At 71.3% G+C, this 17,199-nt stretch carries 17 protein-coding genes; 5 read left to right on the top strand and 12 right to left on the bottom strand.

The window, feature by feature from the left end; translation table 11 throughout:
- Window positions 1–300: 300 nt before the first annotated feature.
- The 3 genes from ACIBCT_RS09345 to ACIBCT_RS09335 all read right to left on the bottom strand — a co-directional run bounded on the left by ACIBCT_RS09345 (window position 301) and on the right by ACIBCT_RS09335 (window position 1,828).
- Entirely contained in the window at window positions 301–630 is a 330-nt protein-coding gene (locus ACIBCT_RS09345) for a DUF5709 domain-containing protein (protein ID WP_399186906.1), read from the bottom strand.
- Between the two features lie 75 nt (window positions 631–705).
- A complete protein-coding gene (locus ACIBCT_RS09340; protein WP_399186904.1) occupies window positions 706–1,200 on the bottom strand; it encodes an NUDIX domain-containing protein in 495 nt (164 codons plus the stop codon).
- Window positions 1,201–1,261: 61 nt separating this feature from the next.
- Window positions 1,262–1,828 carry a GNAT family N-acetyltransferase gene (locus tag ACIBCT_RS09335; protein WP_399186903.1) on the bottom strand — a complete coding sequence of 189 codons (567 nt, stop codon included), beginning with the start codon at window positions 1,826–1,828 and terminating at the stop codon, window positions 1,262–1,264.
- A 171-nt stretch (window positions 1,829–1,999) separates the two neighbouring features.
- Between ACIBCT_RS09335 and ACIBCT_RS09330 the strand changes: the two genes are divergently transcribed.
- A complete protein-coding gene (locus ACIBCT_RS09330; RefSeq protein WP_399186902.1) occupies window positions 2,000–2,455 on the top strand; it encodes a MarR family winged helix-turn-helix transcriptional regulator in 456 nt (151 codons plus the stop codon).
- A 42-nt stretch (window positions 2,456–2,497) separates the two neighbouring features.
- On the opposite strand, the gene ACIBCT_RS09325 is transcribed toward ACIBCT_RS09330, so the two are convergent.
- A complete protein-coding gene (locus tag ACIBCT_RS09325) occupies window positions 2,498–3,361 on the bottom strand; it encodes a hypothetical protein (protein WP_399186901.1) in 864 nt (287 codons plus the stop codon).
- A gap of 314 nt (window positions 3,362–3,675) precedes the next feature.
- Between ACIBCT_RS09325 and ACIBCT_RS09320 the strand changes: the two genes are divergently transcribed.
- Window positions 3,676–4,884 (top strand): hypothetical protein, encoded by a 1,209-nt coding sequence (locus ACIBCT_RS09320; protein ID WP_399186900.1) that lies wholly within the window; start codon window positions 3,676–3,678, stop codon window positions 4,882–4,884.
- A 51-nt stretch (window positions 4,885–4,935) separates the two neighbouring features.
- On the opposite strand, the gene ACIBCT_RS09315 is transcribed toward ACIBCT_RS09320, so the two are convergent.
- Together ACIBCT_RS09315 and ACIBCT_RS09310 are read right to left on the bottom strand one after the other, a co-directional pair.
- Entirely contained in the window at window positions 4,936–6,066 is a 1,131-nt protein-coding gene (locus ACIBCT_RS09315; protein WP_399186899.1) for an alkaline phosphatase PhoX, read from the bottom strand.
- A gap of 157 nt (window positions 6,067–6,223) precedes the next feature.
- Window positions 6,224–7,957, bottom strand: a complete 1,734-nt coding sequence (locus tag ACIBCT_RS09310; RefSeq protein ID WP_399186898.1) for an ABC transporter ATP-binding protein — start codon at window positions 7,955–7,957, stop codon at window positions 6,224–6,226.
- Window positions 7,958–8,080: 123 nt separating this feature from the next.
- On the opposite strand from ACIBCT_RS09310, the gene ACIBCT_RS09305 reads away from it, so the two are divergent.
- Window positions 8,081–8,497: a MarR family winged helix-turn-helix transcriptional regulator gene (locus tag ACIBCT_RS09305; RefSeq protein WP_399186896.1), complete on the top strand. Its 417-nt coding sequence runs from the start codon at window positions 8,081–8,083 to the stop codon at window positions 8,495–8,497.
- Between the two features lie 97 nt (window positions 8,498–8,594).
- Here ACIBCT_RS09305 and ACIBCT_RS09300 read toward each other — a convergent pair whose 3' ends face one another.
- The 6 genes from ACIBCT_RS09300 to ACIBCT_RS09275 all read right to left on the bottom strand — a co-directional run bounded on the left by ACIBCT_RS09300 (window position 8,595) and on the right by ACIBCT_RS09275 (window position 15,562).
- Window positions 8,595–9,452, bottom strand: a complete 858-nt coding sequence (locus ACIBCT_RS09300; protein ID WP_399186895.1) for an ABC transporter permease — start codon at window positions 9,450–9,452, stop codon at window positions 8,595–8,597.
- Window positions 9,439–10,650, bottom strand: a complete 1,212-nt coding sequence (locus tag ACIBCT_RS09295) for an ATP-binding cassette domain-containing protein (RefSeq protein WP_399186894.1) — start codon at window positions 10,648–10,650, stop codon at window positions 9,439–9,441. The genes ACIBCT_RS09300 and ACIBCT_RS09295 overlap by 14 nt, the downstream gene beginning before the upstream one ends.
- Before the next feature lies 1 nt (window position 10,651).
- Window positions 10,652–13,339, bottom strand: coding sequence for a class III lanthionine synthetase LanKC (gene lanKC, locus ACIBCT_RS09290; protein WP_399186893.1), 2,688 nt, complete (start codon window positions 13,337–13,339; stop codon window positions 10,652–10,654).
- A gap of 115 nt (window positions 13,340–13,454) precedes the next feature.
- On the bottom strand, window positions 13,455–14,090 hold the full coding sequence (locus ACIBCT_RS09285) for a flavoprotein (RefSeq protein ID WP_399186892.1): 636 nt from the start codon (window positions 14,088–14,090) through the stop codon (window positions 13,455–13,457).
- Window positions 14,087–14,707 (bottom strand): GNAT family N-acetyltransferase, encoded by a 621-nt coding sequence (locus tag ACIBCT_RS09280; protein ID WP_399186891.1) that lies wholly within the window; start codon window positions 14,705–14,707, stop codon window positions 14,087–14,089. Before ACIBCT_RS09280 ends, ACIBCT_RS09285 begins: the two co-directional genes overlap by 4 nt.
- Window positions 14,708–14,833: 126 nt before the next feature.
- Window positions 14,834–15,562 carry a LuxR C-terminal-related transcriptional regulator gene (locus tag ACIBCT_RS09275; protein ID WP_399186890.1) on the bottom strand — a complete coding sequence of 243 codons (729 nt, stop codon included), beginning with the start codon at window positions 15,560–15,562 and terminating at the stop codon, window positions 14,834–14,836.
- Between the two features lie 346 nt (window positions 15,563–15,908).
- On the opposite strand from ACIBCT_RS09275, the gene ACIBCT_RS09270 reads away from it, so the two are divergent.
- Together ACIBCT_RS09270 and ACIBCT_RS09265 are read left to right on the top strand one after the other, a co-directional pair.
- Window positions 15,909–16,004 carry a class III lanthipeptide gene (locus ACIBCT_RS09270; protein ID WP_350974439.1) on the top strand — a complete coding sequence of 32 codons (96 nt, stop codon included), beginning with the start codon at window positions 15,909–15,911 and terminating at the stop codon, window positions 16,002–16,004.
- A gap of 229 nt (window positions 16,005–16,233) precedes the next feature.
- Window positions 16,234–17,175, top strand: coding sequence for an ABC transporter ATP-binding protein (locus ACIBCT_RS09265; RefSeq protein WP_399186888.1), 942 nt, complete (start codon window positions 16,234–16,236; stop codon window positions 17,173–17,175).
- The last annotated feature ends 24 nt before the right edge of the window (window positions 17,176–17,199 follow it).

The following is a 17,199-nucleotide window of genomic DNA, read 5'->3' as shown; positions in this document are numbered from 1 at the left end:
CGGATGCTCCGGAAAGCGCTTTCCCAACAGGGGCGAGTTTATGTTTCCCACAGGTTTCTGTCAACGATCCGGCTGTACGGGAATCGGCCGCCGGGGGTGCTCCGAGGGCTCTCGCGTCACCCCGCCGGACGGCGCTCCCAGGGCGTTCCGCCGTCCCGGGCCGTCACCGCCCGGGAGGGCGGAACACCCCGGGACGTGAAACACCCCCGGCCCCCGCCGGTGAGGCGGGGTCCGGGGGTGCCGGGCTCACGACGTCCGTCGCGGGATGGAACGTCCCGGTACGCGGCGTCCGCCACCGGATCAGACGTCCCGGTACTCGATGTCCGGCTCGATGTGCACGGCGCGTTCCTCGGCGGACAGGTCGTCGTCGTCCGGGCCCACGTCCGTGGCGTACTCCTCGGCCGTCCGGTCCGGGCTGCCGCCCTCGTCGGGCGCCACCAGGCGGAAGTCCTCGCGCGGGGGCCGCTCGTGGTCCGGCAGCTCCCGGCGGAGACGTTCGTCAAGGGTGTCACGGTGCCTGTCGTCGTGTTCGACGACCTCGTGGTTGAGCCCGCGGTCGTCGGTCCACTCCGCGACCTCGATCGCCTGCTCGTCGCTCAGACCCTCGCGGTCTGGAGGTAGTTCGCTCATACCGCGGCCCTACCCGTTTGCCGTCGCTAATCACCAGGTCAGCCGTTCACCGGGAACGGCCGGTCGTCACGGGGGTCATTCGGCGGTCTCGTCGGAGCCGCCCGCCAGGTAGTGGGGGTGACCGTCGGCCCTGGCCAGGCGCGCCGTGCGCAGGCGCGCGGAGGTGCTCGACGGCAGGAGCGCGATGCCCTCCTCCCAGGGGAAGAACGCCACCTCGTCCAGTTCCTCGGCCTGGACCCGTATCCGGGAGGGATCGGCCACGACGCCGCCGTCGAACAGGAAGTTGACCAGCGGCCGGGGGCGTTCCCCGAGCGGCGGCGACCAGTGGACCACGAGGAGATCACCCGGCTCGACGGACAGGCCGAGCTCCTCGACGATCTCGCGCGCGGCGCAGTCGTGGGGAGCCTCGTTCTCCTCGGTGATCCCCCCGGGGAAGTTCCAGCCGGGCCGGTAGTTGGGTTTGACCAGCAGTACCCGGTCGTCGGCGTCGGTGAGCAGCATGCTGGCCGAGATGAACACGCTGGGCAGGGTGGCGAACCACGCGGCCGGTTCGAGGTAGGTCTCGCTCATTCGGATCACGCTACCGCCGCCGGCGAGGCGGCACGGGCAGGACCGGCCCCGCTCGTCCCGGTCAGCCGAGGGTCTTGACCAGCAGCTCGAACTCCAGGTCCTCGCGGGTCGGCACGCCGAAGCGCTCGTCGCCGTACGGGAAGGCGGACCTCTCGCCCGTGCGGGTGTAGCCGCGGCGCTCGTACCAGGCCAGCAGTTCCTCGCGGAGCGAGATCACCGTCATCCGCATCTCGGTCACGCCCCACTCGTCGCGGGCGAACCGCTCGGCGTGGGCCAGGAGCGCCCTGCCGATGCCGCCGCCCTGCAGGGTGGGGCGTACGGCGAACATCCCGAAGTAGGCGTGTCCCTCCTTGCGTTCCACCTGGCAGCAGGCGACGACCTCGCCGCCGGACTCCATGAGGAGCATGCGGCCGTCCGGCCCCCGCACCGCGTCCGTCACGCCCTCGGCGTCGGTCCGCTGCCCGTCCAGCAGGTCCGCCTCGGTGGTCCAGCCCGCCCGGCTCTGCTCTCCCCGGTACGCCGACTGGACCAGGGAGACCAGCGTGGGGACGTCCTCGTCGGTGGCGACGCGGACGGTGGGCCGCGTGACCTGGGAGGCGCCGTTCATGGGAGTCGATCCTTCCGCCATGGGCGAGATCGTACGCGCGGACGTCGCGCGGACCGGAATCGGGCGGGGACGGTCCCGGCGGGATCGGTGACGACGGCAGGACCGCGGGCCCCGTCAGGGCCGACGACGACGGCGGGACCGGTGCGACGGAGATCATAGGTCGTTCCAACGATTCTGTTAGGGTGGCCGTTCGTGGAATCACCTCCGAGCCGCCTGTCCGCCAAGCCGAGCTGGCTGATCACCCAGCTGGCCGTGCACGCGCGGCGGCTGGTGTCCGCGGGGTTCGCCGAGGCGGACGCGCGCGGGTACCACTACCGCCTGCTGGCCGCCCTGCACGAGTTCGGGCCGATGAGCCAGGCCGTGCTGGGGCGCCGGTGCAGCGTCGACCGCAGCGACGTCGTGAACGCGATCAACGAGCTGACCGAGCAGGGATCCGTCGAGCGCGCCCCCGACCCCGCCGACCGCAGGCGCAACACGGTGACGATCACCGACGAGGGCCGGTCGCGGCTGCGCCGGATGGACGAGGTGCTCGACGGGGTGCAGGACGACCTGCTCGCCCCGCTGTCGGCCGACGAGCGGCGCCTGCTGGTCGCGCTGCTCGGCCGGCTGCTGGACCACCACTCCGGGCAGGCCCCGGGCGGCGCCTGACCCGATCGGACCGTCCCGCGGGATGAGGCGTCCCGGCCGGGATCAGGGGACGAGGGGAAGGTCGCGGCGGGCCCGTTCCAGGTCGGTCTCCCAGATCCACAGGCGGCGGGCTGGCGGGACCCGGTGGTAGCCGTACAGGCCGGTCTCCCGCATGGTCCCCAGGTCCACGCACACCCGCTGGAACGCCTGCCGGATCGCCGCCTCCGGGCCGTCACGGAGATCGCCGGAGCCGAGCTTGACGCAGGCCCGGTACTCGTACCCGAGCAGCAGGTCCTCGCCGAACCGCGCCCACGCCCCGCGCCGTCCGGCCCAGGCCGCCTCCGCCTCGGCCAGCAGCAGGTTCAGGTCGGCGGCCGAGGGGAGGGAGGGGTAGATGAGGAAGGTCGCCGCCCAGCCGGAGGCGACCATGTCGAGGTTGAAGGTACGCCGGCGCGGGTCGCCGCGCGGTGGCAGCGGGTCGGCGGCGGTGCCGGTGAACCAGGGCGCGGTGTAGGCCAGCAGGCGGCCGTTGCCCTCGATGAGCTCCCCGGTGGCGATCACGGCCAGCTTGCGCTGCGAGCCGTCCGGGCGGGTCAGCCGGGCGGTCACCGCGGCCTGGTGCTCGGCCGCCGCGGCCTTGCCCGCGGCCTGGTGCCGCGCGGCCGCGTCGGGGGTGATCCTGGAGGCCAGGTAGGCGCGCAGGTCCTCGGGCAGGGCGTCGTAGGTGCCGTCCAGCAGCCGTACCCGGGCGCGCTCCAGGGCCGCCTGCGCGGTGGGAGGACTGCCGCCGTACGCGCTCTCCGGGGTGTCGATCGACACCATCCGGATCGCCATCGCGATCGTGGGGGTGTCCCCGTCGGTGACCCCGAGCAGCCGGTAGTCGTTGGCGGGCCTGCTCGCCCCGGCGAAACCAAGATCGACCATCATCGCCCTCCGGAACGGGAGCCCCTGAAGGAACCGTCACGGGTCCCGTACGCCGACGTCTTCGCGGGTCGAGCCGGGTCGCTGCGCGCGGGGATCGATCCGCCGGAAAAGTAACGACGAACTCACGTAAGTCGCTTATTTATCTTTTCCCGGTTGTGGTGCATTTATCACGCAGTTCTTCACGAGGATCTCCTGGAGGAGATATGGAATGATATTTCCTTTAAAAGGTATATATGTCGAGAATCCATCTAAAGTAGGGCGGGGGCCGTTCCTGCGGCCGATGCGGGCGCGTGTCGTCGCGGCCTAGCGTCGCTCCCATGACGGCGAACGTTCCCCACGACCGGCGGCAGGAGCCCCGGCCGGCGGACCCCGATCCTCACCCCGGCACCGGCATCGGCCGGGAACCGGGCCTGGATCCCGGCTCCGACCCCGGCCCCGGCTCCGATCCCGATCCCGGCCCCGGCCGGAAGACGGGCGGCGAGCCGGGGACGGCGCGGCGCATCGCCCCCGCCCTGGGGCTGTTCCTGCTGTCCCCGCTGGTCGCCGAGTACCTGCTCGGCAACGTCCCCGCCTCCGAGCTGTGGGGCCTGCTCCTCCTCGCGCCGATGTACGGCGGTGGCGCGATCATCATCCGCGAGACGGTACGGCGCACCGGGCGCGGCTGGACGACGATCCTGTTGCTGGGAGCCGCGTACGGCCTGCTGGAGGCGGGCCTGATCGACCAGACCCTCTTCAACCCCGCCCCGCTGTACGAGGGCGACGCCTCGCACGCCACCTTCGTCCCGGCGCTGGGCATCAGCGGCAACAACGCCCTCGGCTTCCTCGCCGGGCACGCGATCTGGAGCATCGGCGTCCCGATCGCCCTCGTCGAGAGCCTGGTGCCCCGTCGCGCGGCGGTTCCCTGGCTGGGCAGGTTCGGCCTCGCCGTCACCTCGGTCGTGTTCGTCCTGGGATCGCTGCTCATCTTCAGCGGCATTCACGACGAGAGCGGGTTCATGGCGTCGGCACCGCAGCGGATCGCGACCGCCGTCATCGTGACCCTCCTGGTCGTCGTCGCGTTCGCGACGGGACGACCCCGCTCGTCCGCCGGGCGTCCCGGTACTCCCGGTGCTCCCGGCGCGCCCGCAGGGCCTCCCCGCCCGGCGAGGCTCCTGCGGGCACCGGCTCCGTGGCAGGCCGGGACGGCGGTGTTCGTCACGTCCGCCGTGTTCGTCGCCCGGCCGGAGAACCGGTGGGGGATCGCCATGGGCGTCGTGCTGCTCGCCGCGGCGACGGTAGTGATCATCCGATGGTCGTGGGACCAGGACTGGGGCGCGGCGCACCGGCTCGCGTCGGCGGGCGGGGCCCTGCTGACCTACTCGTGCCTCGGCTTCCTGCTGCTGATGCTGCACGACGTCGCGACCGTCACCAACCTGGTCGCCCAGGGGTTCCTCGTTCTCGGCACGCTCGCCCTCTTCCTGACGGCTCGCGGGACCGTGCGCCGGGCGTCCGGTGCGGTGCCGGGAGGGACGGCCGTCGCGCCGTGAGCCCGTCGGCGCCCGTCCCGGAGTCCGGGACGGGCGCCGACGGGCAGAGGGTCAGGGCCGCACGCGGAACGGCCCGGTCACCTCGTAGGTGATCCCGCCGGTGCCGGCCGAGGACCCGGAGGTGCCGCGCTGGGAGGAGAAGTACAGGCGCGAGCCGTCCGGGGAGAACGCCGGGCCGGTGATCTCCGAGGAGGACTGTCCGGGCAGCCGCAGGAACGGCGCCACGACCCCCTCGCCGGTGATGACGTTGATCTCCATGTTGCCGCCGTCCTCGGCGACGAACAGGTCGCGGCTGGTGGGCGCGCCGGTGATGTTGTCCACCCCGGTCAGCGGGGCGGTCCCGCCGGTCACCAGGGAGTCGTCGTAGGCCAGGTCGAGGCTGGAGGCGGCGGCGTCGTACGCCCAGACCCGGTTGTCGCCCTTGGTGGTGAAGTAGCAGACGCCGCGGTCGTACCAGCAGCCCTCGCCGCCGTCGAAGTGCTTGGCGGCGGAGACCTGCTTGCGCGTCGCGATCGGGAAACCGTCGCGGTCGGGGATGTCCTGCCAGGTCACCGGCCCGGTCACCTGCGCGGCCGGGGCACAGAGCACCTGGAGCCTGCCGGTGCGCAGGTCACCCCAGGTGTCGGGGACGAACCGGTAGAAGCAGCCGTCGCCCTCGTCCTCGGTGAGGTAGACGACCTGCCGCACCGGGTCGCAGGCGGCGGCCTCGTGCTTGAAGCGGCCCATCCGGGTGCGCTCCTCGGCGGAACGCCCGCCGGCGGGCCAGGTCTCGAAGACCCGTCCGAGCGGGACCTCCTCGCACGACAGCCAGGTGCCCCACGGCGTGGCGCCGCCCGCGCAGTTGACGTTGCTCCTGGACAGGATGCGGTAGGCCGAGGTGATGGAGCCGTCGGCGGCGAAGCGCACTGCCGAGGCCCCGCCGACGAGAGGGACCTCCGAGTTGGACACGTAGATCCAGCCGCTGCCGTCGGGGAAGCACGCCCCGCCGTCCGGCGCCGGGTGCCAGGTGTACCCGGCGACCCGCTGCCCGGAGCGGGCGATCACCCGGCTGGTGAACCCCGCGGGGAGCTCGACACCGTTCGCGTCCGCGGCCCGCAGGTCACCGTACGGGCTGGGCCCCGGCTGGGCGACGGCGCCGAACGCCTGCCCCCACAGCGCTCCGGAGAACGCGGCACCTCCCACTCCGACGACGGTCGCGCGTAACAGCGTTCGACGATCCATCATTCCTCCGAGTCAGGCCGTAGGTCATCGAACGGAACGTAGAACGCCGAGGCCGCCTTGACCACCCCCTCCGGCGTGAACGAGAGGTGATCTTTCAGGGCCCGCGCCACGACCCGGATCAGGCGGTGGTGAGGGAGCGGTCGCGGTTGACGAGGGCGGCGTAGGGGCCGTCGGAGGCGAGGAGCTCGTCGTGGGTGCCGCGTTCGACGACGCGGCCGTGGTCGAGGACCACGATCTGGTCGGCGTCGCGGATCGTGGACAGCCGGTGGGCGATCGTGATGGTGGTGCGCCCGCGCGACAGGGTGTCCAGGGCCTCCTGGACGGCGCGCTCGGTCTGGGTGTCGAGGGCGCTGGTGGCCTCGTCGAGGATGAGCACGGGCGGGTTGCGCAGCAGCGTCCTGGCGATGGCCAGGCGCTGCTTCTCCCCGCCGGAGAAGCGGTAGCCGCGCTCGCCGACCACGGTGTCGTACCCGTCGGGCAGTGACGCGATGTGGTCGTGGATCCGGGCGGCCCGCGCGGCGGCGACGAGTTCCTCGTCGGTGGCCGAGGGCCTGGCGAAGCGGAGGTTGTCGGCGATCGAGGAGTGGAACAGGTAGGTCTCCTGCGAGACCACGCCGACCGTCTCGGCCAGGGACTCGAAGGTCAGCTCACGCACGTCCACGCCGTCGATGGTGATCCGCCCGCCGGTCACGTCGTACAGGCGGGGGAGAAGGTAGCTCAGGGTGGTCTTGCCCGAGCCGGTCTCGCCGACCACGGCCAGGGTGGTGCCGGCCGGGACGGTGAGGTCCACGTCCGACAGGGCCGGGGTCTCGCCGTAGGAGAAGTCGACGTGCTCGAAGCGGATCTCGCCGCGCACGCTCTCCGGTGTACGGGTGCCGGGGTGGATGTCCACCTCCAGGTCCAGGTACTCGAAGATCCGGGCGAACAGCGCCAGCGAGCTCTGCACGTCGACGCCGAGCCGCAGCAGCGAGACGGAGGGCCGGAACAGGCCCGTCTGCAGGGTGGTGAAGGCGACCACGGTGCCGATGGAGACGGCTGAGGTCAGGCCGGTGGACCAGTAGATCACCGCGGGCATGGCCGCCATGATGATCTGGATGGTGGACTGCCGCCAGCGCCCGGCCATGCTGGAGCGGACCTCCAGGTCGGCCAGTTCGTCGGAGGCGGCGGAGAAGCGGCCGGCCAGCTCGGGGCCGCGCCCCATGGTCCGGCCGAGCAGGATGCCGCTGATCGACAGCGACTCCTGGACCATCGACGACAGGGCGGCCATCTTCCGCTGCCGCTCGGAGGTGATCATGCGGCGCTCCCGGCCGACCCTGCGGCTGATCGCGACGAAGACGGGGAGCAGCGCAAGCGAGATGAGGGTCAGCCGCCAGTCCAGCACCAGCATCGCGATGATCGTCGCCACCACGGTGGTCAGGTTGGAGACGATCGAGGCGGCGGTGGAGGTGACCACCTGCTGCATGCCGCCGATGTCGCTGGCGATGCGCGACTGCACCTCGCCGGTCCGGGTGCGGGTGAAGAAGGCCAGGGACATGCGCTGCAGGTGGCCGTAGACCGCGGTGCGCAGGTCGTGCATGACGCGCTGGCCGACCCCGGTGGAGATCATCGTCTGGATCACGTCGAGCACGCTGGTGACGACGGCCACCGTGACCATGCCGAGCGCGAGCAGCGTCAGCAGGCCGGTCCTGCCGTTGGGGATGGCGTCGTCGAGCACCTCGCGGAGCATGAACGGCGAGGCCAGCGAGACGAGCGAGGAGACCCCGATGAGGGCGCCCACGACGGCCACCCGTCCCCGGTAGGGGCGGAACAGGCCGACGACGCGCCGCAGGGGAGCGCGGGGTTCGTCGTGCATACGTGATGTTTCGTGCCGCAGGGCACTCCCGGTTGGTTCCGTCATGGAACTCCTTTCTGATGTTTACTCAAACAGAGGTTACCTCTCATTCATTCCCGGACGCGCTGGGATAGGTTCGGCGCTGTGGAGACGGAACTGGCCGATCTGGTGCACGGCGTCGGCCGCCGGCTGCGGCGCGGGTACGGCGAGCGGCTGGGCCCGCTCGGTCTGAGCCCCGGCCAGGCGCGGGCGCTGAGGGTGATCGTCGAGTCCGAGCCGCCGCTTCGGATGGTGCAGCTCGCCGAGAGGCTGCGGATCGTGCCGCGCTCGGTGACCCCGGTGGTCGACGCCCTGGAGGAGGCCGGTCTGGTCCGCCGCGAGGTCGACCCGGCCAACCGCCGCTCCACCCTGCTGGTGGTGACGGCCGGGGGACGCGAGCTGTACGAGCGGGTACGCGAGGAGCGCAGGCGGGTGGCCGAGGAGCTGTTCTCGGTCCTCACCGCCGAGCAGCGCGACCGGCTCAGGGAACTGCTGGGCACGGTCGACGCCCAGTCCGCCTGACCGGCCGGGCGCGGTGGCGCTCACGCCGGTCCCGCTCACGCCGGTCCCGGTCGTGGCAGGACCGGTCCCGGGGCGCGGTTCCCGCGGGCTACGGCTCTCAGTCGGTACGGTTGAAGCGGGCGACGGCCAGGGCGAGCATCAGCAGGCCCGCGCCGCCGACCAGCAGCAGTTCGAGGGCCACCGGGACGGTCCAACCCGACCAGGACACCCCGGGGCCGTACACGGCCATCACCTCGGGCGGGACCGTCAGGTGGGCGAAGACGACCTGGCGCGTGGGGTCGACCGCGTACGTCAGCGGGTTGAGCAGCGTCAGGGTGTTCATCCAGCCGGGCAGGCCGGTGAGCGGGAACAGCGCCCCCGACAGGTACATCAGAGGCATGATCGCCATCTGTGCGATCCCCTGGAACGACTCCATGCTGGTCATCCGCGCGGCGACCAGCACCCCGAAGGCCGACATGGTGAAGCCGGTCAGGAACATCACGCCGACGAGCCCGGCGATCATGACCGGGTCGTAGGGGACGCCGACCAGCCCGGCCATGGCCACGATCACCAGGCTCTGGAGCGTCGCGACCAGCGCGCCGCCGAGGACCTTGCCGAACACGATCGCGGTACGGCTCACCGGCGCGACCAGCATCTCCCGCAGGAAGCCGAACTCGCGGTCCCAGACGATCGAGGAGGCCGAGAACATCGCGGTCAGGATCACCGTCATCGAGATGACGCCGGGGAACATGAAGGTCTTCAGGTCGACGCCGTCGGGGACCCCCGGCATCAGGGCCCCGAACCCGGTGCCGATGATGAAGATCCACATGAAGGCCTGGAAGAGCATGGCCGTGACGCGCTTGCCGTCGGTGGCGAAGCGGATCATCTCCCTGCGGAGGACCACCCGCACCGCGCGCAGGTTGTGGGCGGCGCCGCGCAGCGGGACGCGGGCCGGGGGAGTCTCAATCGCGGCCATGGACCGTCACCTCTTCGCCGCGGACGTCACCGGAGTCGTCGCCGCCCGCGCCGTTCGCGGGAGACGTGCCGTTCACCTCACCGCCGGGAACACCGGGAACACCGGGAACACCGGGAACACCGGGAACACCGGGAGGGTCGGGAGTGCGGGGAACACCGGGAGTGCGGGCAACGCCGGGAACGTCGGGAACGCCCCTCGCGCCGTCCTCGGGGCCGGTACCGCCCGTGCCGTCGGTGCCGTTGGTGCCGTCGGTGCCGCTCGCGCCGTCCTCGGCGTCGCGGATGGTCGAGCCGGTGTAGGCGAGGAAGACGTCGTCCAGCGAGGGCCTGGTCATCTGCACCGACCTGATGGGCACGCCGAGCCCGGAGAACAGGCGCGGCACGAACTCCTCACCGCTGGGCACGGAGAAGACGAGCCCGCCGTCGCGCGGCGCGACCTCCACCAGGAAGCGTTCCCGCAGTGCCGTCGCGGCGGCCTCGTCGTCCTCGGTGTGGATGCGGATCCGGTCCCTGCCCACCGTGGCCTTCAGCGCCTCCGGGGTGTCCAGCGCCACGACGGAACCGTGATCGATGATCGCGATGCGGTCGCAGTACTCGGCCTCCTCCAGGTAGTGCGTCGTCATGAAGACCGTGATCTTCTCCAGCTCGCGCAGCTCGGCGATGTAGCCCCAGATGGCCACCCGGGTCTGCGGGTCGAGCCCGACCGTGGGCTCGTCCAGGAACAGCACGCGGGGGGAGTGCAGCAGGCCCCGGGCGATCTCCAGGCGCCGCCGCATGCCGCCGGAGTAGGTGTGCACGCGGTCGTGGCGGCGCTTCCACAGGCCGACGATGTCCAGGACCCTCGTCATCCGGTCGCCGATGGCGTGCCTGGGCAGGCCGTACAGCTCGGCGTGGAAGCTCAGGTTCTGCGCGCCGGTGAGGTAGCCGTCGACGGTCGGTTCCTGGAAGACCAGCCCGATGTCGCGCCTGACCTCGTCGCGCTGCCGCACGATGTCGTGCCCGCCGACGGTCGCGCTGCCGCCGGTCGGCCGGACCAGCGTGCACAGCATGTTGATCGTGGTGCTCTTGCCCGCCCCGTTGGGGCCCAGCAGGCCGAACACCTCCCCGGGCGCCACGTCGAAGTCGACGCCCTTGACGGCCTCGATCCGCCCGTACTCCTTGCGCAGTCCCCTGACGGACACCGCCGCTTCGTCGTCCATCTCAGCGCCTCCCGCGGGGAGAGAAGAACGGCAGGAAGGACGTGCCGGTCCCGGCGGCCTGCGACATGGCGAGCAGCACGCCCGCCCCGCCCGTCGCCAGGTCCATGGAGAGCCGGAAGCCGTTCGTGCCGGGGAAGGCGAGGTGTCCCCGGAAGGAGACGGCGTGCCGGCACAGGTCCCGCAGCCGGCGGTCCATCGCCTGCTCGTCGTCGGCGCCCAGCCGGGAGAGCACGGCCACCTGGCCGGCCGTGCCGCGGAAGAGGTCGGACTGCAGCGCGACGCGCGTCCGGCAGGCGCGCAACAGGCCGGGCAGGCTCGCGCGGATCCTGTCGTCCTCGCGGTGGGCGAGGAACTCGTCGGCGACCAGGGCGATGCCCGCGCTGCCGACGTCGAGGTAGGGCATCGTGCGCACCCCCGCCTCCTCGGCCACGAGCCCGCCGTCGGCGGTCGTCACGCACCGGTCGAGGTCGAGGCCCACGGCCAGCGCGGCGTGGTCGAGGTGGCCGGGGTCACCGGTCCGTTCGAACATCCGGATGAGGAACAGGGCCACCCCGGACCAGCCCCGCATCAGGCCGGGCTCCACCGGGCGGGTGGGGGCGGGCAGTCCCGGGCCGCGGGCCGTGCCGGGATCGCGGCGCCGTACGGCGTCCGCCAGCCGGTCGGCGACGGTCAGCGCCGTCGCCAGCCGGTCGCGTCCCTCCGGCAGGTGGGCCAGCGCCGCGCCGATGCCCGCGAACCCGGAGAACATCGAGATGTTCGCGCGGTCCGGCACCGGATGCCGGTCGAGCAGCTCGGCCGCCTCGTCCGGGTACCCCAGGTGGTCGAGGACGTGGACGAGGCCGGCCGTGCCGTCGTAGAACCCCGGGCGGCGCGGGGTGGTGCGCCGTACCGCGTCGATCAGCCAGCGCTCGTGCTCCGGACGGCGGCCGTGGCCGGTCACGTCCAGCGCCCACAGCACCCCGGCCGCGCCGTAGGCCAGGCCGAGTCCCCCGGACAGGAACTGGTGGACGTCACCGGGGAACAGGCGGTCCTCCCGGTCGGGGGTGGCGGAGGCCAGGATCCCCTTCGCCAGGGACGCGCGCACCGCCTCCCAGTCGACGACCGGCGCGTCCAGGTCGGGACGCGCCTGCTCGGGACGCTCCTGTTCGGGCCGCGTCCGGCCGAGGGGCGCCGGAGAACCCGCGGAGGTCACGGAAGCCACGGACCCCGCGGGGCTCCCAGGGATCCCGGGGCTCCCGGAATCCGGTGGGACCGGGGAGGCGCCGGGGGGCGCCAGGTGGGAGAGGATCGTCCCGGCCCAGTCCGCGGGCACCGGGAACTCGTCGCACATCAGCCGGACGAACTCGTGGACCTTGTCCGGCTGAAGCGCGGTGATCTTGCTGTAGGGCAGGAACATGGCCAGGCGTACCGCGGCCAGGGCGTGCAGGTCGCGGTCGGCACCGCTCTTGTCGCGGCTGCCGAACCCCGTCGCCGACAACCCGGGCCGCCAGTCGGCGTCCGTCGCCTCGAACGCCAGTTCGAAATCGACGAGTGCCACCGACTCGTCCGGCCGGACGATGACGTTGCCCAGGTGGAGGTCGCCGAACACCACCCCGCGCGCGTGCACGGCGGTGATCAGTTCCTCGATCCGCTCCGAGATGCGCACCGCCCTGCGGGTGTAGGCGGCGATCTCCTCCTCGGTCGGTTCCGCCCTGGTCACCCAGGGGTGGGCGGTCCCGCACCAGACGTTCAGCGGCTGGCCGTCCATGTACTCCTCGACCAGGAAGCGGTGCCCGGCCACGTCCAGCTCGTCGTACAGCTCGGGGATCCCCGGGATGCCGCGCAGCGCGGTGAGCGCCCAGCTCTCGCGGGCCATCCGGGTGATCGCGTCCTGGTGGTTGGCGTCCACCGCGGTGTCCGGGCGGGCCTCCTTGAGCACGACCTCCCTGTCGTCGGTGCGCCGGGTGGCCAGGTAGACGCCCCCGGCGTTGGAGAAGTGCAGGGCCCGCCGTACGAGGTAGGGAAGCTCGGCGCCCGCGCCGTCGTGGCGGGAGTCCAGGTGCGGCCGGAGGAACTCCGGCAGCTCCACCCACTTCGGCGGATCGAAGACCGGCCTGCGCCGGTCGGGCAGCAGGGTGCCGTCGGGGTGGCGGATCGCGAAGACGGTCTCGCCGTGCTCGTCCACGCACGTCATCTCGGTGAAGCCGCCGTAGCGGACGAACAGCGGCCCGGTGCCCCAGCGCAGGTCGCTGAGGATGTACGGGCCCCGCTCGCCGTCCAGCTCGGCCGAGAGCTCCGTCAGCACCGACCGCAGCTCCTCCTCGTCGCGCGGGTAGATCGTGACCAGCTTCCCGCTGGAGCCGCGCGGGGAGTACTTGGCGTTGAAGACGAGCAGCATGTTGCGGTCACGCAGGTGCTTGAACGGGATGCCACGTTCGACGCAGTGGTCCCAGGCGGCCGAGCAGAGCCGGTCGGCGTTGTCCAGCGTCGCCGAGAGATGCACCTTCCAGCCCTGTTCGGCGGTGGCCTGATCGGCCGGTCGCAGCGAGACCCAGACGCCGCGCTCCTTGCGCACCCAGCCCTCGGGGACGGCCGCGCGCGACACGGCCAGCTCGGCGTCGCCGATGAAGCCCACCCCTCCCGACCAGCGCGTGGGCTCCTCGAAGAAGAGCGGGTCGGCCAGAGTGTAGATCTGCATCATGTCCTGCATGCGTGGTGCTCCCTATCGCGTGCCCGCTGCTGCGTGCCGTCCCGGCCGTGTCCGCCGCCTCGCCGCCTCGCCGGAACCGGCGGGTCCCGTACGGCCCCGGCGGGGGACCGTCCGGCTAGACCGCCTCGGCCTCGGCCGCCCGTGACCCCTCGCCGGACAGGGAGCCGCGCAGTTCCTCCAGCATTCCGATCACCGTCGAGAGCGGGGGCGCCCCCGCGGCGTCGCGGCGCCCGGTGGTCAGGCTCGGTACCGCCTGCACCGGCGAGACCACGACGTTGCGCCGTTCGGCCAGGGTCGCCAGGTGCCGCTGCAGGGTCGGGTTGTCCAACGCGCCCGGCGGCAGCGAGGGGGCCACCGCGATGGGGGCCGAGGTGCACTGCAGCATCAGCAGCGCGGGGGTGTCGGCCAGCCCGAGGGCCAGCCTGGAGATGAAGTTCACGCACGCCGGGTAGACGACGACGCTGTCGCTCCACTCGGCCAGCCGCACGTGCAGCGCGTCCGGCCGCGTCTCCTCGGGCCAGCGGTCCGGGACGACCTCGCGCCGGACGAGCACGCTCAGCGCCTGGGCGCTGACGAAACGCTCCGCGCTCGTGGTCAGGACGACCTGCACCTCGAGGTCGCGGTACGCCGTGGTCAGCCAGTTGAGCCAGAACGGCAGGTACATCGCGGCGATGGCGCCGGTACCGATCACGAGCAGCCGTTCGCCGCCGAACTCGGGGGGTGGTCTGCGGCCGGTCGGGGTGTCGGTCACCGCGCGTACTCCTTGGGCCTCGTGACGAGCTTCCTGAGATGACGGACGAGCGCGCGCAGGCCCTTGGGCCGGGCGTCAGGTCCCTCGACCAGCCGGGTGAGGACGTCGGCGCCCTGCTTCTCCCACATCCGCCGGTAAATGGCGTAGAAATGCACGTCCCACAGGCATCCCCGGAAGAACATGTGCTCGGGGAGGGTCGCCTCCTTGGGAATGAGGTCTCCGACCCAGCCGAGCCGGTCGATGCTGGCGTCCGTGGTGACGAAATAGACTTTCCTGACGTTCTCCCAGGTGGCGAACGCGTAATTCACGAGAAGCATCATCGCCTCACCGCCGAGACCGTACCGCGCCTTGTCGGTGTCGGTGAATATGCCGACCTGGATGTGCCCGGCCGGGTCCATCTCGTGCAGGGTCCCGAACCCCACGGTCTCTCCGGTGTGCCGCAGCTTGATCGCGAAAAGTGCAGAAATATCCTGCTTTTTCATCTGCTCCACGAACACCTTGAGCGGAGGCATGCTGTGCAGTCCCAGGCCGAGGAGAAGCTCGTAGAGGGCGACCCCGTCCGACACGTCCGCGATCGCGAGCGTCGTCCGCTGAGTCTCGACATGGGGAATGAGCACGACTGTGTCACCTTGAATTTCTCTCGGCGGTGATGGTTCCGGGACGCAATGGTCCCGTGTGATCGAACCGTCGGATCTCGCTGACGGTTGGACATTAGGTTTGGGGTTCCTGGATAGTCAACGCTGCTATCCACGGTCATGGGAAAGCGATACGCGGCCCGCGGCAGGTCCCGCTTCCGGGCCCGTCTGCGGTCTTGTCTCGCCGGCGGGACGGCGCAGCCAGCCGAGCTCCTGGGCGCGCAGCGCCAGCTGGAACCTGCTGGTCGCGCCCGCCGACTGCATCAGCCCGTTGACCTCGCGCCGGACGGTGCGCTCGGCGATGCCGAGCCGGGCCGCCACGGCGTTGTCGGTCAGCCCCTCCGCCAGGAGGTCCAGCACGGCCCGGCAGCGTCCCTGGGGCCTGCCGTCGGGGGAGGCGCCCTCGGGGGGCGGCGCGTAGGCACTGCCCCACAGGTGGTCGAAGACGGACACCAGGGTGGAGACGTGGCCGGGCCGCGTCACCAGGGCCACCGGGCCGGCCTCCTCGCCCGGCGGGGTCCGCAGGCACAGCAGCGCCGTCCGCCGGTCGGTGATCAGCGCCGAGAGCGGGACCGAGGGCAGCGTCCGGACCCGGGAGCGGTCCGCGGGGGAGTCCGGCGCCGGACCGGCGGTCTCGGCGCGGACGACGGAGACCGAGCGGTTCTCGGCGGCGCGGAGCTCGCCCACCCGCTCGGACAGGAACCTGCCCAGCGGGTCCTCGGAGAGCACCGCGAGGACCTCCCGGCACCGGCTCTCCGCCATCCGGTGAAAAACGTCGCGCAGTTCCTGGAGCGTGATTACCCGGTCCCCGCTGGCATTCGGCTCGGCGTGGTGCATGAAAATATAATGTCACGGCTAAAGCCCCGGACCCATGGCCGTTGTTTCCGGCTTATGGAAACACGGACAGGGTGGCCGTTTTAGGACAGGCCGTTGCGCATTCCGGCGATCCATAACTATGTTTCGTCAGCGGAGCGACCGGGATTGACGCCTCGATGGCTCTTTCGCTCGTCATCGCTTTTCGGTTGAGTGTCACGGTGCAGGCTCCGTGAAATTCGTGAAATACGAGCGGTTCACCTTCCGAAACCGGCGAGGACGACGATGTGCCAAAGAGGAGGAAACTCCCGGCCGTCCGGGGCCGCCACATGGCCGGTCTGACATTCGAGCCCTCGAAGGAGGTGTCTTAATGGATCTGTCCAACATTCTCGAGCTGCAGGAGATCGACGTAGCGCCCGAGTACGCCGAGCTGCCCAGCAGCACGATCAGCAGCAGCACCTGCTGATTCCTTCCGCGTTCGCGGGGGGAGGCCTCGCGCCTCCCCCCGCGTTCGCGGTCCCCTCGCACCCGCCGGGCGACCGGGGGAGCACCCCGTCAGGGCCCTTTTTCTCCCGAGAGCGGGCACCCCGTACGACGGCAAACGCCGTAGGCCATTCGCGAGCCGATCGCAAAGCCAGCCACCGCCTTCTCCGATATCTTGTGCACGGAGAACAGGACGTGTTGAATCAGGCCGTATGAGCGACAGCATTCTGGTGTGCGAAGGACTCCGTAAACGTTATGGCCAGATAGTCGCGGTCGACGGCATCGGTTTTTCCATCGCCGAGGGCGAAGTCTACGGGCTGATCGGGCCTAATGGCGCCGGAAAGAGCACGACGATTTCCATGATTGTCGGCGTCGTCGAGCGCGACGAGGGCACCGTCGTCATCGACGGGCAGCCGCACGACGCGCGGAACACGAAGACCAAGGCGCTGATCGGTTACGTACCCCAGGAACTCGCGCTCTACCAGGACCTCACGGCACGTCAGAACCTGTGGTTCTTCGCGCAGCTCCACGGGCTGCGGGGACGTGAGGGCAAGAGCAAGGTGGGCGAGGTGCTGGAGACGATCGGGCTGGCCGACCGCGCCGACGAGGCGGTCTCCGGCTACTCCGGGGGCATGGCCCGCCGCCTGAACATCGGCATCGGGCTGCTGAACCGTCCACGCCTGCTGATCCTGGACGAACCCACCGCGGGAGTCGACCCCCAGAGCCGCAACTCCATCCTGGAGAGCGTGCAGCGCCTGGCCGCCGAGGGGGTGGCCGTGCTCTACACCACCCACTACATGGAGGAGGCCGAGCGCCTCTGTGACAGGGTCGGCATCATCGACCTGGGCCAGATGAAGGCCGAGGGCACCCGCCGCGAGCTGGTCGACATGGTCGGCGAGAACGACCAGGTGCTGCTGCAGGTGGACGGTGACCTGGACCGCGTGCGGCAGGCGCTCGCCGACGCGCCGCAGGTGCGCCAGGTGTCCGGCGAGGGTTCCCGGATCGACCTCCTCGTGGAGGGGGCCAGGGCGGTGCTGCCGCGACTGTTCGAGGTCGTGGCGGGCACGGGCGCGGCGGTCCGCTCGGCGGAGGTGCGCGAACCCGACCTCGAGGCCGTCTTCCTGCACCTCACCGGCAAGGCGCTTCGGGACTGACAGGGACCGACGGGAACTGAGGGG

The sequence above is a fragment of the Streptosporangium sp. NPDC050855 genome (assembly GCF_044456585.1).
Taxonomy (GTDB): domain Bacteria; phylum Actinomycetota; class Actinomycetes; order Streptosporangiales; family Streptosporangiaceae; genus Streptosporangium; species Streptosporangium longisporum.
The sequence above is the reverse complement of the archived record's forward strand: the minus strand, read 5'-3'. Positions and strand labels throughout refer to the sequence as shown.

Excerpts from the sequence above, each read along its gene's own strand:
- ACIBCT_RS09345 (WP_399186906.1), bottom strand. The coding sequence starts at position 630 with ATGAGCGAACTACCTCCAGACCGCGAGGGTCTGAGCGACGAGCAGGCG.
- ACIBCT_RS09340 (WP_399186904.1), bottom strand. The coding sequence starts at position 1,200 with ATGAGCGAGACCTACCTCGAACCGGCCGCGTGGTTCGCCACCCTGCCC.
- ACIBCT_RS09335 (WP_399186903.1), bottom strand. The coding sequence starts at position 1,828 with ATGGCGGAAGGATCGACTCCCATGAACGGCGCCTCCCAGGTCACGCGG.
- ACIBCT_RS09325 (WP_399186901.1), bottom strand. The coding sequence starts at position 3,361 with ATGATGGTCGATCTTGGTTTCGCCGGGGCGAGCAGGCCCGCCAACGAC.
- ACIBCT_RS09320 (WP_399186900.1), top strand. The coding sequence starts at position 3,676 with ATGACGGCGAACGTTCCCCACGACCGGCGGCAGGAGCCCCGGCCGGCG.
- ACIBCT_RS09310 (WP_399186898.1), bottom strand. The coding sequence starts at position 7,957 with ATGCACGACGAACCCCGCGCTCCCCTGCGGCGCGTCGTCGGCCTGTTC.
- ACIBCT_RS09300 (WP_399186895.1), bottom strand. The coding sequence starts at position 9,452 with ATGGCCGCGATTGAGACTCCCCCGGCCCGCGTCCCGCTGCGCGGCGCC.
- ACIBCT_RS09295 (WP_399186894.1), bottom strand. The coding sequence starts at position 10,650 with ATGGACGACGAAGCGGCGGTGTCCGTCAGGGGACTGCGCAAGGAGTAC.
- lanKC (WP_399186893.1), bottom strand. The coding sequence starts at position 13,339 with ATGCAGGACATGATGCAGATCTACACTCTGGCCGACCCGCTCTTCTTC.
- ACIBCT_RS09275 (WP_399186890.1), bottom strand. The coding sequence starts at position 15,562 with ATGCACCACGCCGAGCCGAATGCCAGCGGGGACCGGGTAATCACGCTC.
- ACIBCT_RS09270 (WP_350974439.1), top strand. The coding sequence starts at position 15,909 with ATGGATCTGTCCAACATTCTCGAGCTGCAGGAGATCGACGTAGCGCCC.
- ACIBCT_RS09265 (WP_399186888.1), top strand. The coding sequence starts at position 16,234 with ATGAGCGACAGCATTCTGGTGTGCGAAGGACTCCGTAAACGTTATGGC.